Annotated in this window: 13 protein-coding genes; 9 read left to right on the forward strand and 4 right to left on the reverse strand. The window is 61.0% G+C overall.

The features are described from left to right. Window positions 1-21 precede the first annotated feature (21 nt). The gene (locus tag HPDFL43_RS07635; RefSeq protein WP_007196725.1) at window positions 22-600 is read right to left on the reverse strand and encodes a hypothetical protein; all 579 of its coding nucleotides are present in this window, start codon (window positions 598-600) and stop codon (window positions 22-24) included. A gap of 299 nt (window positions 601-899) precedes the next feature. On the opposite strand from HPDFL43_RS07635, the gene HPDFL43_RS07640 reads away from it, so the two are divergent. The 4 genes from HPDFL43_RS07640 (at window position 900) to ilvC (ending at window position 3,888) form a co-directional block, all read left to right on the forward strand. Further along, the gene (locus HPDFL43_RS07640; RefSeq protein ID WP_007196726.1) at window positions 900-1,514 is read left to right on the forward strand and encodes a MarC family protein; all 615 of its coding nucleotides are present in this window, start codon (window positions 900-902) and stop codon (window positions 1,512-1,514) included. A gap of 47 nt (window positions 1,515-1,561) precedes the next feature. Next, window positions 1,562-1,972: a DUF2721 domain-containing protein gene (locus HPDFL43_RS07645; protein ID WP_007196727.1), complete on the forward strand. Its 411-nt coding sequence runs from the start codon at window positions 1,562-1,564 to the stop codon at window positions 1,970-1,972. A 128-nt stretch (window positions 1,973-2,100) separates the two neighbouring features. Beyond that, entirely contained in the window at window positions 2,101-2,796 is a 696-nt protein-coding gene (locus HPDFL43_RS07650; RefSeq protein WP_007196728.1) for a TetR/AcrR family transcriptional regulator C-terminal domain-containing protein, read from the forward strand. Window positions 2,797-2,868: 72 nt separating this feature from the next. Beyond that, window positions 2,869-3,888, forward strand: a complete 1,020-nt coding sequence (ilvC, locus tag HPDFL43_RS07655; RefSeq protein WP_007196729.1) for a ketol-acid reductoisomerase — start codon at window positions 2,869-2,871, stop codon at window positions 3,886-3,888. Window positions 3,889-3,958: 70 nt separating this feature from the next. Here the strand turns inward: ilvC and HPDFL43_RS07660 are convergent, their stop codons facing one another. Next, complete coding sequence (locus HPDFL43_RS07660; protein ID WP_007196730.1) at window positions 3,959-4,993, reverse strand: endonuclease/exonuclease/phosphatase family protein; 1,035 nt, start codon at window positions 4,991-4,993, stop codon at window positions 3,959-3,961. A 540-nt stretch (window positions 4,994-5,533) separates the two neighbouring features. Here HPDFL43_RS07660 and HPDFL43_RS21335 point away from each other — a divergent pair. After that, window positions 5,534-6,331: a type 2 periplasmic-binding domain-containing protein gene (locus HPDFL43_RS21335; RefSeq protein ID WP_156970222.1), complete on the forward strand. Its 798-nt coding sequence runs from the start codon at window positions 5,534-5,536 to the stop codon at window positions 6,329-6,331. An 87-nt stretch (window positions 6,332-6,418) separates the two neighbouring features. Continuing rightward, window positions 6,419-8,302, forward strand: coding sequence for a methyl-accepting chemotaxis protein (locus HPDFL43_RS07670; protein ID WP_007196732.1), 1,884 nt, complete (start codon window positions 6,419-6,421; stop codon window positions 8,300-8,302). A 161-nt stretch (window positions 8,303-8,463) separates the two neighbouring features. Here HPDFL43_RS07670 and HPDFL43_RS07675 read toward each other — a convergent pair whose 3' ends face one another. Continuing rightward, a complete protein-coding gene (locus tag HPDFL43_RS07675; RefSeq protein WP_007196733.1) occupies window positions 8,464-9,744 on the reverse strand; it encodes an aminotransferase-like domain-containing protein in 1,281 nt (426 codons plus the stop codon). 254 nt (window positions 9,745-9,998) lie between these two features. Beyond that, window positions 9,999-10,406, reverse strand: coding sequence for a peptide-methionine (R)-S-oxide reductase MsrB (msrB, locus tag HPDFL43_RS07680; RefSeq protein ID WP_007196734.1), 408 nt, complete (start codon window positions 10,404-10,406; stop codon window positions 9,999-10,001). A 262-nt stretch (window positions 10,407-10,668) separates the two neighbouring features. Between msrB and HPDFL43_RS07685 the strand changes: the two genes are divergently transcribed. From HPDFL43_RS07685 to HPDFL43_RS07695, 3 genes are read left to right on the forward strand one after another with little or no spacing between them, the layout of a single operon-like run. Further along, entirely contained in the window at window positions 10,669-13,041 is a 2,373-nt protein-coding gene (locus HPDFL43_RS07685) for a putative monovalent cation/H+ antiporter subunit A (RefSeq protein ID WP_040449124.1), read from the forward strand. Beyond that, on the forward strand, window positions 13,041-13,460 hold the full coding sequence (locus tag HPDFL43_RS07690) for a Na(+)/H(+) antiporter subunit B (RefSeq protein ID WP_007196736.1): 420 nt from the start codon (window positions 13,041-13,043) through the stop codon (window positions 13,458-13,460). Before HPDFL43_RS07685 ends, HPDFL43_RS07690 begins: the two co-directional genes overlap by 1 nt. Beyond that, the gene (locus HPDFL43_RS07695; RefSeq protein WP_007196737.1) at window positions 13,460-13,837 is read left to right on the forward strand and encodes a Na+/H+ antiporter subunit C; all 378 of its coding nucleotides are present in this window, start codon (window positions 13,460-13,462) and stop codon (window positions 13,835-13,837) included. The genes HPDFL43_RS07690 and HPDFL43_RS07695 overlap by 1 nt, the downstream gene beginning before the upstream one ends. Window positions 13,838-13,843 lie beyond the last annotated feature (6 nt).

The raw sequence follows: 13,843 nt of genomic DNA on the forward strand, positions 1-13,843 counted from the left end.
GCTGCCGCAGAGACCTCATCCTCAGGGCAGCAGATTTTCGGGGATCCGGTGCGGGCGGTAGCTCTCGCCTGAGTTGGCCGACATAAGTCTGGAAAGTGGCCAGATCAGAAAAAAGCCGGCCAGGCCAAGAATGATCACGATCTCTGTGGTGATGGCCTCAATGTTCCACAGCACCGCAACAGCAGCGGCAACTGCCGCAGCGAGGGTCAGTGCCCCGGCAACGCGGGCGGCATTGTTGTTCGCCCCTCCGGCAACAAATGCGATCCGGGAACGGCAATCCTGCGGGATCGCGTCATGCAGGTCTTGGACAAAGCTGCGGTAGGTCGCGCTGCGCTGCCGGTCAAACCGGCCCACCGCATCAGCGGAGAAGATGTTGAGGGTGGTTCCATCCCGGAACCACAAGACCATGATCCCGACCACTCTGGCCCGTCCGCCGAAATTGACCTTCAGGTTCACACGGCTGAGGTCCTTCAGGTGAGCCGATTTCTGGCGTCCGCGCTCGCTCCAGAACAGCTGCCCGTCGCGCAGCTCTACGCCGTCCTCATCGAGCCGGACATACATCCGGACTTCACCAGCCCTTGTGTGCAGAAGATACTTCATCGGGCATATCCCGGCCTGGCTTTCCTGGCCAATTGTAGCGCCTTCCGGCAGATGCGGAAAGTTGGCCCGGTGCCCGCCTCCAACTCCAGGTCCGGGGCGGGCAGGCGGTTGATCCGGCTGTTACGCTGCCGGTGGACCCGAGTTCACCGGGTGCCAGCGCGAAGTGCTCCATGCGGAGCCCGACTGAGGCCCGGGACATATCGAGGCTGTGCAAAGCCGCGGGGAACCTGTAGCGTCGCGCTGCATAAAATGGTTCAGTCCCAAGGGGTTGCCGCAATTGCAGAATCCGGATTTTTAAGATGCCAAGCATGTTTGAGCAGTTCGTTACCATCTGGGTCGTGGTCGACCCGATCGGCACCATACCGGTCTTCGTTGCGGTGACCGCGTCACTTGCGCCGTCGGCACACCGCTGGATCGCGGTGCAGGCCGCGCTCACTGCCGCTGGCGTTCTTCTGTTCTTTCTGGTCGCCGGTCAGTTCCTGATCGATGCGCTCGGCATCAGCCTGCCGGCCTTTCAGATCGCCGGCGGGCTCATTCTGTTTCTGTTTGCGCTGACCATGATCTTTGGCGAGTCCAAGCCCGAGCGTGAAACCGCCGAGGCCGCCGCGGACGATGCCCCGTCACCGGCGATTTTCCCGCTTGCGGTTCCCTCCATCGCCTCGCCGGGCGCGATGCTGACCATCGTTCTTCTGACCGACAACAACCGCTTCAGCATCGCCGAGCAGGTCGTCACGGCGGCCATCCTGCTGTCGGTTCTCGCCTGCGCTCTGGTGTTGATGTTGCTCGCCGGCCCGATCCTCAAAGTCATCGGCAAGGGAGGGGCTGCAATTGTCAGCCGGGTGATGGGGATGATCCTCGCCGCCGTTGCGGTGGACGCGGTGATCAACGCGATTTTCGACATCATTCCCGCCTGATCATCCTGAAGAATTTTGAACAAACCTGATTTGAGAGGAAACACCGAATGCAAGCCTTGCCGGAAACCCTGTCGATAGCCCAGGAAATCCAGCTCTCGGTCGCGCCGGTCTTCATGCTGACCGCGATTGCCGCGCTGCTGACCCTCCTGTTCAATCGCATGTCCCAGACCCAGGATCAGATCCGCGTGCTGGGCGAGCGTCCGGAAGGTGAGGCGACCGCGGCTGAGCCGGACAAGGCCGCCTCACGCTTGCTTGCAGCCCGTCTGTCGGGGATCCGGTGGGCCATCAGGTGCAACGTGACAGCCGCCATCCTGATCTGCTCTGTCGTCGTGTCCATCTTTATCAGCGATTACCTCGTCCCCGACCTCTCCAACCTGATTGCCGCCCTGTTCATCGCCGCCATGACCTTGCTGGCCGCCGGGTTCCTGCTGCTTTTGCGCGATGTTTCAAGGCCCTGACAAGGTCGCTGTGGAGAGAGGCCGGTTCCCGAAGAAGGAGTGTCCCGCGCTGGAGAGTGAGTTCGCCCGATGTAAACATCATTGATTTGACTTGACGGCGTACCGTACGGTACGGTACATGCGCGGCCATGACATTGAACCTTCATCACCAAAGCGCGCCCGCGCGCATCAGGTCCGCGGTGGGACAGGCGGTTGATCCGGCTGTCGCGCTGCCGGTGGATGATGAATTCACCGAACGCCAGCGCGAAGTGCTCGATGCCGTGCTCAAGCTGATGGTGGCGGAAGGGGACGGGTTTTCGGTTGCCGCCGTGGCACGCGCGGCAAGCTGCTCCAAGGAGACGCTTTACAAGTGGTTTGGCGACCGCGATGGGCTTTTGACCGCCACGGTGCGCTGGCAGGCGTCCAAGGTGCGGATGCCGAAGCTGCCGCGGGACAAGCTGACCCGTGCGAGCCTGGAACAGGCGCTGACCGGCTTTGCTGAAAGCTGGCTCAGCGTGATCACCGGCGATCTGTCGATCGCGCTCAACCGCGCCGCGGTGTCCCATGCCGGATCGGGCAAGAGCCGGCTTGGCGGGATCGTGCTCACCAACGGTCCCTTTGCCATGAAGCGGCGGCTCGAGCCGTTGTTCGAGGCAGGCAGGGAGGCCGGGCTTCTGAGCTTTGAGGATGCGGGCGAGGCGTTTCGCGTCTTCTTCGGCCTGGTGGTGGCGGATGCGCAGATCCGCGCGCTTCTGGGCGAGGACTACCGGCCCGATACGGCCCAAATCAAAACCATCTCCGCTCTGGCGGTGACCAAATTCCTCGATCTCTATGGACGGGGATGAAGAACAGGTGAGGGGTGCAAAGCCCTTTGCCCGGACCAACAAAGACAACAACACGCAAAACGGGAGACTATCATGCGCGTTTATTATGATGCCGATGCCGATCTCAATCTGATCAAGTCGAAGAAAGTGGCCATCATTGGTTACGGTTCGCAGGGACGCGCGCATGCGCTCAACCTCAAGGATTCGGGCGCAACCAATGTCGCCGTCGCCCTGCGCGCCGGTTCGGCCACCGCCAAGAAGGCCGAAGCCGACGGCTTCAAGGTGATGAGCGTCGCCGAAGCCGCCGGTTGGGCCGACCTGATGATGATGGCAACGCCGGATGAGCTGCAGGCCGACATCTACAGGGACGAAATCGCCGGCAACATCCGCGATGGCGCGGCAATCGCCTTCGCCCACGGCCTCAATGTGCATTTCGGCCTGATCGAACCCAAGGACACCGTCGACGTGGTGATGATCGCGCCCAAGGGCCCCGGCCACACCGTGCGCGGCGAGTATGAGAAGGGCGGCGGCGTGCCCTGCCTGATCGCCATCCACCACAATGCCTCGGGCAACGCCCATGATCTCGCACTGTCCTATGCCTGTGGCGTTGGCGGCGGCCGTTCGGGCATTATCGAAACCAACTTCCGCGAAGAGTGCGAAACCGATCTGTTCGGTGAGCAGGTTGTTCTCTGCGGCGGCCTGGTCGAGCTGATCCGCGCCGGTTTCGAGACCCTGGTCGAAGCCGGTTACGCGCCGGAAATGGCCTATTTCGAGTGCCTGCACGAAGTCAAACTCATCGTCGACCTGATCTATGAAGGCGGCATCGCCAACATGAACTACTCGATCTCCAACACCGCCGAGTGGGGCGAGTATGTCTCGGGTCCGCGCATTATCACCGCCGAGACCAAGGCCGAGATGAAGCGCGTGCTCAACGACATCCAGACCGGCAAGTTCACCTCCGACTGGATGCAGGAATACCGCTCCGGCGCAGCCCGCTTCAAGGGCATCCGCCGCATGAACGACAGCCACCAGATCGAGGAAGTCGGCGAGAAGCTGCGCGGCATGATGCCCTGGATCGCCAAGAACCAGCTGGTCGACAAGACCAAGAACTAAGTTCTGACGAGCTTGCCGAAAATGCGACAAGGCCGGGAGCGATCCCGGCCTTTTTGCTCTTCTGCACGCCTTATACGCCCGGCACGGTCTCCCGCACCACCACCGACACCGGGAAATGGTCCGAATACCCGTCGGTGTTGACGTTCCTGGCGGCATTGCCCTTGGCCATGCCAAACCGGATCGGGCCTTCGTTCTTCGAATTCGAGGTCATCTCGGGATAGGCCTCGATGCGCACCGTGTCCTCGAGCACCTTAAGCGGGGTGCTGCCCTTGAGCAGCGAGCGCGACACCAGGATCTGGTCGAACAGATTGGCGTCCCCCTTGAAATAGAGCGTGCCGTAGAGCGTGCGCTTGCGCCCCGATTTGCTGGTGACCGTCTGCCTGAGCAGGTTCCAGCTCAGATTGTAGAACATCGCCGAGGTCGAGCCCTCCACATCGTCGCGCTCGCGCCGCGCATTGGCATGCACCATCAGCGAGGCGTCGTAGGGGTCGTCATTCATGTCGCCCATGGCGATGACAGCGGCATCCTTGTCGCGCTCTTCGCGGATGCGCTCGTGCCAGTAGCCCAGCGTCTCGCCCGCGGTCATCCGGTAACCGGCACTCTCGATGGTCCCGCCCGAGCGCGAAGGCCAGTGATTGGACAGCGCGATCAGCTGGTTGCCCGAATTGGTGACGAAGGTGCATTGGGTGATGTCGCGGGTGCCGGTGCGGCGCATCACGAAATGGCTGAAGATCTCGGTCTCGATGATCACCAGCCGGTTCTTGTCAAAGATGAAGGCGGTGTCGATGCCGCGCTTGTCCTTGGTCGAATCCGCATGCACGATGGAGTAGTTCCGCCCCGGCAGAAGCTGATCCAGCCGGTCGCTCAGGGCTTCGAGTGCGAACCGGTTTTCAACCTCGCAGACCCCGAGCAGATCCGGCCCCGCGCCGCCACCCATCTGCACGATGATCGAGGCCAGCTGGTCGATCTTGCGGTCGAACAGCGCCTGCGTCCAGCCTTTAAGATCGCCCGCATTCTTCTTGGCGATCCAGGGTTCACGCGCCGGAAACCCCTCCGGCGCAAACAGATTTTCGAGATTCCAGAAACCAACGAGATAGTCCGGCATGCCATCCTCCCGTGTCACAAAGATAAAGTGTACCGGATTGCAGTGACACTTTAAAGGCGAAGGCGCTGAACGTGCCGGCTGACGATGCCCGGCACCCGTGCGGCGGAATGTCCTTCAGCCGCTCCGGCAGCCCGCGCGTTTTCCTTTGCATGGGACATGTGCCTGCGGCCGGTTTACGTAAAGCAGGGCGCTCAACCCCGCTCCCAAATGGTGGAAAACTGTGGCTCGGACCGAAGCTTGCCTTCGGCGGAAACGCACATGCGAACAAGAGAATTGCGCATTGCACAACGTGGTTTGATGCTGATTTAAAAGAGAAATTTTAATTAGTGCAGAAAATTGAGAAACTAATTTCTGCTTTGTTAACCAATGTATTCCTAATACTTTTTGCATTGCACCAGAGGAGTCTGAACCCCGGGTTCCGGCTGTTTCAAAGAGAAGGGCATTGCAATGATCAGCCGCATCAAATCACCAGCCAAGCAAATCTGCATCGCGACGCTGTGTTCTTTGTTTGTGTATTCATCGGCGCTGGCCAGCGAGCCAATGCCAATCAAGTTTAATTTCACTGAAAAGACTTCAAGCAGTCTGGCTTACAAGGTTCTCGAGCTGGCGGTCGGGAAGCTTGACAACAAGTACGAGCTTCAAGGCGCCGATGTTGTCTACCCGAACACCAATGCCGAAAAAGCAGCCTTGGCGGAGGGCAAGATCGATATCCGGTGGGGTGGGGCAACCAAGGTCGACGACACAAAGTTCAAGAACGTGCCGTTTCCCATTGACGGGGGGCTGCTTGGATACCGTCTGTTTCTGATTGATGGCGAACGCCAGGCTGAATTCAGCGCGATCCAGTCACTTGAAGACCTCGAGAGCATGATCGCCATTCAGGGGCCGGGCTGGGGCGACATCGGGATCCTTGAAAACGCCGGTCTGACGGTCCGCACCGGGCCCTACAATCAGCTGTTCAAAATGACCGTTGGCGGCCGTGCGGATTACTTCCCCCGTGCAGCCTTCGAGGCCATCGCCGAGCAGGCGGCCAACGTGGATGATGCCCCGGGCCTCGCCGTCGAGAAGTCGCTGATCGTGCACTATCCGCTGACCTGGGTTTACACCGTCTCCGCGGATCGAAAGGGCCTCTATGATGACATCATGAAGGGTCTGTACGAAGCCTATGATGACGGCTCGTACAAAAAGCTGCTTCTCAGCGATGCCAATGTGAAGCTGTCGCTGGAGCAAGGCAATCTCAACGGCCGCAAGGTCATTGAGCTGCCCAACCCCAACATGCCTGAGGAAATCAAGGCGATTCCTGAAAAATACTGGTTCAAGCCGCAAAACAACTCCTGGTGAGCTGAAAACGATGTTGGACCAAACCTTCCTGAATTCAATATTGGATTTTGTTCTCAGCGAGATCCAGACCCAATCTGAACACGCGAGATGACGATGAAAAAGTCGATAACACTACAGCTCATTGTGCCAATTCTTGTCCTGGTTGCCGTGGGCTTCCTGGCTGTCGGATCCTACATGATCTGGTCTCAGTCCCAGTCGCAGATGAAGATGTTTGAAGAGAACGTCTCCTTGACAGGCGACCTGACAAAATCCGGGGCAACCCTGGGTCTGTGGCAGTTCGATGAGACGCTGATTGCCAACACAATCAATCCTGCCAAGGCGGACAGCACCTTCAAGGCGGTTTCCGTCATTAAGCCTGATGGTCAGCCATACTTTGTCGATGGAGATGGCGACGATCAGAAGATTGCGGTCGAACACGCTACCAAGGCAGGCACGTTGGATGCGCCGACACTGCATTGGGACAACAACATGCTGGTTGCCCTTGTGCCGCTTCTGCACACGGAAGAAGGCAATGCAATGAACATCGGCACCATGGCGCTCGCCTTTGACAGCAGCCCGGTTGTCGCGGGGATCACCAGCACGGCGATCATGTCGATTGCCCTGATGCTGCTGGCCATTGCGGTGATTGCGGCTGCAATCTACCTGGTAACACGCAGCATCACCCGGCCCCTCGCCAATCTGGAAACGGCCATGGCGTCGCTGTCCGCAGGCGAGCTTGGCGTTGAAGTTGCCAATGCCGAGCGCAAGGATGAAATCGGCTCGATGGCCCGCGCGGTGCAGGTCTTCAAGGACCAGTCGATTGCCAAGATCACGCTTGAGAATGAAGCAACCGAACAAAGAGCTGCAACGGAACAAAGCCGCGAGGCGCAGCTTCGCCTGGACGGTGAACGCGCCGCGGCCATGGCGCAAGCCACCACCAGCCTTGCATCTGCCCTGAAGGCGCTTGCTCAAGGCGATCTGACCGTCCAGATCGACGAGACGTTCACGTCGGATTTCGAAGGCCTGCGTCAGGACTTCAACACCTCGATCGCGCAACTGGCGTCCACGATGAACTCGATCACGCAGAGTGTCGGCTCCATCACCAATGGCTCGCACGAGATTTCCAATGGTGCCAATGATCTCGCCAAGCGTACCGAGCAGCAGGCTGCGGCCCTGGAAGAAACCGCGGCCGCTCTCGATGAGATCACAGCCAATGTGACCAACTCCACCCAGCGCGCAGAAGAAGCCAGGCAGGTTGCCACCAATGCCAATCAGTCGGCGGCAAAGTCCGGGGAAGTCGTCGCCGAGGCTGTCAACGCCATGAGCCGCATCGAGGAAAGCTCGAGCAAGATCTCCAACATCATCAGCGTGATTGACGAGATCGCGTTCCAGACCAACCTTCTGGCGCTCAATGCCGGTGTGGAGGCAGCGCGTGCCGGTGAAGCGGGCAAGGGCTTTGCGGTTGTGGCGCAAGAAGTGCGTGAGCTCGCCCAGCGTTCGGCACAGGCAGCCAAGGAGATCAAGGAACTCATCGAAGCCTCAACCAGCGAAGTGGCGTCCGGTGTGGATCTGGTCTCTCAGACCGGAACCGCGCTCACTTCCATCGGCGAGCTGATTGTCAGCATCAACAGCCACATGGATGCCATCGCCATCTCGGCGCGCGAACAGTCAACCGGTCTTGCGGAAGTCAACACCGCCGTCAACGAGATGGACCGGACAACCCAGCAGAACGCAGCTATGGTGGAGGAATCCTCCGCCGCCGCTGCAACGCTGGCCGATGAAGCCGCCGTCCTGCGCAAGCTGGTCAGCGAGTTCAAGATGGCAGGCAGCTCCAGCCAGGCCTCGGCTCTGCGCCAAACCGCCAACGCCATGGCCCAGCCGTCGGCCAGGCCAGCCCCAACTTCCCATGCCACGGCTCCCAGCCCCAGGGCTGCCAAACCCCTTGCCCAAGGCAACGCAGCCGTCAAAGAGCAGGAATGGGACGAATTCTGATCGCTGACTGAAAGCGACCCGCTGATACGATCCCTCCGTCAGAAATGACGGGGGGATCTTTGCGTTTGGGGGAGGGTGTTGGCAATCCGCGCCTCCGCTTGCTAGCCCGAGTTGGGATACGCAATGTCCATGCAAGTGCGACTGGCTATCTCTGCCATCCGTTAACCGCCCCGAACCACCCGCCCCAGCCGCATGATGCCTTCCTCGATCATCGCCTCGCTGGCGCACGAAAACGACAGCCTTATCGTGTTCGCCCCGGAGCCGTCGGCGAAGAAGGCCTTGCCGGGAACGAAGGCGACGCGTTCGATTCTGATGCTTTCGGCAAGCAGCGCCGCGCCGTCGAAATGTTCGGGCAGGGTGACCCAGACGAACATGCCGCCATCGGGCCTGGTCCAGGTCACGCCCTCCGGCATGTGGCGGGCAAGCGCCGCGAGCATCGCGTCGCGGCGTGCCATATAGGTGGCCTTGATCCTGGCGACCTGCGCCTCGAAGCCGTCCGAGGCGACCTGGTGGATCGCCATCTGGTTCAGCGTCGCCGAATGCAGATCGGCGGCCTGTTTCATCAGGACAAGCTTGGAGATCACCGGCTTGGCGGCGCAGACCCAGCCGACGCGCAGCCCCGGCGCCAGCGTCTTGGAAAAGCTGCCGCAATAGATCGTGCGGGTGTTGTCGATTCCGCCATTGCGTTCAATGTCGAGCGCCAGCAGCGGAGGAACCTCGTCCCCGTCATAGCGCAGCGACTGGTAGGCGGCGTCCTCGATCACGGCGATGTCGAGTTCGGTGGCCAGATCGAGAATGTTCTCACGCGCCGAGGCTTGCAGCGTTTCGCCGGTGGGATTGGCGAAATCGGCCGAGGCGTAGGCGAATTTCACCTTGCCGCCCCCGGGCCCGCCCTTGCCCTGCGCGGTCTCGCGGTAATCGGCAGCCGAGCGGTTGCCGAGCGGGGTGAGGCGGTCATAGCTGGGCTCATAGGCGTTGAAGGCCTGAAGTGCGCCCAGATAGGTGGGCCAGCCGACCAGCGCGGTGTCGCGGGGTGACAGGAACAGCTTGCCGAGATAGTCGAGCGCCTGCTGCGAGCCCGAGGTGATCATGATGTTGTCGGCGCTGCATTCGACGCCCAGCGAGGCCATGCGGGTGACCAGCCAGTCGCGCAACGGCTTGTAGCCCTCGCTGACCGAGTATTGCAGCGCCGCGCCCTTGCTGTCGCCGGAAAGCGCGGATGTCAGCGCCGCGCCAAAGGCGTCCGCCGGAAACAGCGCCGGATCGGGAATGCCGCCGGCAAAGGAGATCACGTCGGGCTGGTCGAGCAGTTTCAGGAGCTCGCGGATTTCGGACGCCTTCATCCGCTCCGCACGGGTGGCGAAAAGCGCGGGCCAGTCGAGGCCGTGGCCGGTTGACGCGCCGCCCGGCGCTGTCGGCATGGTGGCCGAATCCTGCTGCATCTGCCTGGACATGATTTTCTCCCCGAGACCTGCGCCGGCGCACCTTGCCCGGCGGGATCTGGCTCCGTTGTGTTGCTTGTTGCGCGTCCGTTTTGCTCAAACAAAAGCCGTTTGGCGCAACAGAAATGCGCGCACGCTCTGTTGCACGCAAGATTGATCACGAATTGGAATTTAAGTCAATAATGCTGACCTAAATTCCAGGCGTGTTTCGGGTGGACGGTTTGGCAACGGGTCCGTCAAGCGGGGCGGAGCGTTCAATCGGGTTCGAAAGTCATGGCCGTCCCGTTCATGCAGTAGCGCTTGCCGGTCGGCTCCGGACCGTCCTTGAAGACATGGCCCAGATGCGCCTCGCACCCGGCGCAACGGATCTCGATGCGCACCATGAAGAACGAGCGGTCCTTGTGCTCGCTGACCGTTTCCGGCGCGACCGGTTGGCAAAAGCTCGGCCAGCCGGTGCCGGACTCGAATTTGGTCTCGGAGCGGAACAGCGCCTGCCGGCAACACACGCAGCGGTAAAGGCCGGGCGCCTTCTGGTCCCAGTTGGGTCCCGTAAAGGCCTGTTCGGTGCCATGCTGACGGGTGACGTAATATTGCTCAGCCGTCAGCTGCGCCCGCCACTCGGCGTCGCTTCTGGCGGTCTTTGTTGGGGTTTTCGTGTGCATCACAATGTCTCCGGAGCCTCATCCTAGATTACCGGCGGGCGCTTGCAATCAGCAGCGAGCAAAGCCGCAAGCTGCGCCAAAACATCGCAGAGCCTATGCCGTCAGCCTTATGGCGGTGGAAACCTGACCTTTTTCGACAGTTTTCGGACTTCCTTGCCTTGTTCTTGCTCCGCGCCGTGACTAAGTGCTGTCTAACAAATTTGAGCAACAACTCCAAAATCCGTATCCATCGGATCTACATAAGCCGTCCCGGGGAACTTCAATGAGCGCTGCCGCGCCAGGAACGACTTTTATCATTCTCATGCTGCCGTTTCTGGCAGCCCTCATCGCACCATGGCTGACGCGCCGTCTCGGGCACAATGCCGCATGGCTGCTCGCACTGGCGCCGCTTGCGATCTTCATCCACTTCCTGGGCTTCTCTGCCGAGGTCGCCAATCGTGAGATCGTCACGGGCGGCTTCAAGTGGGTGCCCTCCTACAATGTCAGCTTCTCCTGGCTGATCGACGGCCTGTCGCTGACCTTCGTGCTGTTGATCTCGGGAATCGGCGCGCTGATCATGCTCTATTCGGGCGGCTACCTCAAAGGTCACGAAAATCTCGGCCGGTTCTTCTCTTTCATGCTGCTGTTCATGGGAGCGATGCTCGGCCTGGTCGTTTCCGACAGCTTCCTGATGCTGTTCGTGTTCTGGGAACTGACCTCGATCACCTCGTTCCTGCTGATCGGCTTTGACCACACCCGCGAGGCCTCGCGCCGCGCCGCATTGCAGGCGCTGGTGGTGACTGGGGGCGGGGGGCTGGCGCTGCTCGCCGGCCTTCTGGTGATCTGGAACATCACCGGCGTGACCCAGCTGTCGCTGCTTCTCATTCTGGGCGACGATCTCCGGCTGAGCCCGTTCTACCTGCTGGCGCTGCTGCTCGTGCTCGGCGGCGCGTTTTCCAAATCGGCCCAGTTTCCGCTGCATTTCTGGCTGCCCAACGCCATGGAAGCGCCGACACCGGTCTCCGCGTTCCTGCATTCGGCCACCATGGTCAAGGCCGGCGTCTATCTCTTGATGCGGCTCAATCCGGTGCTGGGTGACACAGTCTGGTGGGAAACCATCCTGCCGGTCTTCGGCGGCACGACGCTGATCGTCGGCACGCTGCTGGCCATCCGCCAGACCGATCTCAAGCTGATGCTGGCCTACACCACCGTGTCCTCGCTCGGCCTTCTGGTGATGCTGACAGGTTTCGGCTCCGACTATGCGATTTCCGCCGCGGTGCTCTATCTGGTGGCGCACTCGCTGTTCAAGGGCGCATTGTTCATGGTCGCCGGCCTGATCGATCATGAAGCCGGCACCCGCGACGTGACCAAGCTCGGCGGCCTTAGAACCGCAATGCCGATCACCTTCATCGCCGCCATGGGGGCTGCGATCTCGATGGGCGGGTTGCCCCCGTTCTTCGGCTTCCTGGCCAAGGAAGAAGTCTACTACGCGCTCTGGGCCACTGACCCCTGGTCGTTGATCTTCACGCTCGTCGCCATCATCGGCAATGGCCTGATGTTCGTCATCGGCTTTGCCGTCGCCATCAAGCCGTTCTTTGGCCCCAAGGTCGAAACCCCGAAACACGCCCATGAAGGCCCGGTGCTGCTGTGGCTCGGACCGCTGACGCTGACCATTGTGGCGCTGATCGCCGCAATTCTGTCGCCCTTCACCCATCAGATGATCTCGTCTCCGATGGCCAGCGCCGTTGCCGGTACGCCCGAAACCGTCACCATCTCGCTGATCCCGCATATCGGTGCGGCCCTGGCGCTGTCGCTGGTCACCGTAGTCTTCGGTGTGCTGGTCTATCTCAAGCTCGATCAGGCGCGCGCCGCGATCGACCGGGTGCTGATCGCCATCGGCTGGGGTCCGGACCGCGGATTTGACCAGTTCATCTCCGGCATCGTCCGGCTTTCGATCGCCGTCACCCGGATTGTCCAGCCCGGCAAGCTTGATGTCTACATGACCGTCACTTTCGTCATGATTGCGATCGCGCTCTATGCGCCGATGGCCTGGTATGGTGAGTGGCCGTCAATGCCGGTCTGGCCAGCCGATGCCCAGTTCCATGAACTTGCCGTCTTTGCGATCGCGCTCGTTGGTCTTGGCGCCGTGATCTACGCCCGCGATCGCCTCACCGCCATTGTCTCGCTGGGCGTGCAGGGCTTTGCCGTGGCGCTGCTGTTCATGCTGTTCGGCGCGCCGGATCTCTCCTTCACCCAGTTCATGGTGGAGACGCTGGCCGTGGTGATCCTGGCACTGGTGATGACACGTCTGCGGCTCTCCGCCTCCGATCATCGCTCCACCCGTGACAAGCTGATCGACATGAGCGTGTCGCTGGCCTGCGGTACCGGGTTTGGACTGTATCTGCTGTCGGTCACCCAGCAGCCGTTCAATCCCTATCTCAGCGAGTTCTTCGCCGCCTATTCCAAGATCGTTGCCCACGGCACCAATGTGGTCAACGTCATCCTGGTCGACTTCCGCGGAACGGATACCTTGGGCGAGATCGCCGTGGTCATGGTCACCGGCCTAGCGGTGTTGTCGCTGATCCGCATCCGCTCCGGCTTTGGAAACGCCGCGGTGGCTGACAATGATCCTGACCAGCGTGAGGAGGCCCGATAATGCGTACGGTGATTTTCCGCTCGATCGCGCCATATCTGACCAGCCTGATGCTGCTGTTTTCGATCTTCGTGCTGCTGCGCGGCCACAATGAGCCGGGCGGCGGCTTCATCGGCGGGCTGATCGCAGCCTCGGCTCTGGCAATCTACGGCATCGCCTGCGGCGTGGCGCCGGTGCGCCGGGCCATCTATTTCCACCCCATGGGGATCTCCGCTTTCGGGCTGTTGATGGGAACTGTCGCGGGCGTGCTCTCGGTGTTTGCCGGCGTGCCGTTCATGACCGGCCTTTGGGTCTATCCGAACCTGTTCGGTGTGGAGATTGCGCTCTCCAGCGTGCTGGTCTTCGACATCGGCGTCTATCTGGTCGTGGTCGGCGCGATCTCGTCGATCGCTCTGGCGCTTGAAGAAAGGGACCGGGACTGATGGAACCTCTCTTTGCACTTCTGGTCGGTGCCCTGTTCACGGTGTCGATCTATCTGTTCATGTCCAAGCACATCATCCGCGTGTTGATGGGGGCCGCGATCCTGAGCAACGCCGTCAACCTGCTGATCTTCACAGCCGGGCGGGTCACCCGTGAGGTGCCACCGATCATCGGCGCGAATTCCGACGTGCTGCCGGCAGCCGCGGCCAATCCGTTGCCGCAGGCGCTTGTGCTGACGGCCATCGTGATCGCGTTCTCGTTCTTCGCCTTCCTGCTGGTGCTCGGCTATCGCGCCTTCCAGAAACTGGGCACCGACGACAGCGACGAGATGCGTGTGGCCGAACCCGTCAATGAACCAGCCCCGCCGTTGGGCTACTGAGGAGAC

Origin of the sequence: Hoeflea phototrophica DFL-43 (assembly GCF_000154705.2) — a bacterium.
Classification (GTDB): Bacteria; Pseudomonadota; Alphaproteobacteria; order Rhizobiales; family Rhizobiaceae; genus Hoeflea; species Hoeflea phototrophica.

What these genes read in the sequence shown, in the direction of transcription:
- HPDFL43_RS07635 (WP_007196725.1), bottom strand. Translation starts at nt 600, where the DNA reads ATGAAGTATCTTCTGCACACAAGGGCTGGTGAAGTCCGGATGTATGTC.
- HPDFL43_RS07640 (WP_007196726.1), top strand. Translation starts at nt 900, where the DNA reads ATGCCAAGCATGTTTGAGCAGTTCGTTACCATCTGGGTCGTGGTCGAC.
- HPDFL43_RS07645 (WP_007196727.1), top strand. Translation starts at nt 1,562, where the DNA reads ATGCAAGCCTTGCCGGAAACCCTGTCGATAGCCCAGGAAATCCAGCTC.
- HPDFL43_RS07650 (WP_007196728.1), top strand. Translation starts at nt 2,101, where the DNA reads ATGACATTGAACCTTCATCACCAAAGCGCGCCCGCGCGCATCAGGTCC.
- ilvC (WP_007196729.1), top strand. Translation starts at nt 2,869, where the DNA reads ATGCGCGTTTATTATGATGCCGATGCCGATCTCAATCTGATCAAGTCG.
- HPDFL43_RS07660 (WP_007196730.1), bottom strand. Translation starts at nt 4,993, where the DNA reads ATGCCGGACTATCTCGTTGGTTTCTGGAATCTCGAAAATCTGTTTGCG.
- HPDFL43_RS21335 (WP_156970222.1), top strand. Translation starts at nt 5,534, where the DNA reads ATGCCAATCAAGTTTAATTTCACTGAAAAGACTTCAAGCAGTCTGGCT.
- HPDFL43_RS07670 (WP_007196732.1), top strand. Translation starts at nt 6,419, where the DNA reads ATGACGATGAAAAAGTCGATAACACTACAGCTCATTGTGCCAATTCTT.
- HPDFL43_RS07675 (WP_007196733.1), bottom strand. Translation starts at nt 9,744, where the DNA reads ATGCAGCAGGATTCGGCCACCATGCCGACAGCGCCGGGCGGCGCGTCA.
- msrB (WP_007196734.1), bottom strand. Translation starts at nt 10,406, where the DNA reads ATGCACACGAAAACCCCAACAAAGACCGCCAGAAGCGACGCCGAGTGG.
- HPDFL43_RS07685 (WP_040449124.1), top strand. Translation starts at nt 10,669, where the DNA reads ATGAGCGCTGCCGCGCCAGGAACGACTTTTATCATTCTCATGCTGCCG.
- HPDFL43_RS07690 (WP_007196736.1), top strand. Translation starts at nt 13,041, where the DNA reads ATGCGTACGGTGATTTTCCGCTCGATCGCGCCATATCTGACCAGCCTG.
- HPDFL43_RS07695 (WP_007196737.1), top strand. Translation starts at nt 13,460, where the DNA reads ATGGAACCTCTCTTTGCACTTCTGGTCGGTGCCCTGTTCACGGTGTCG.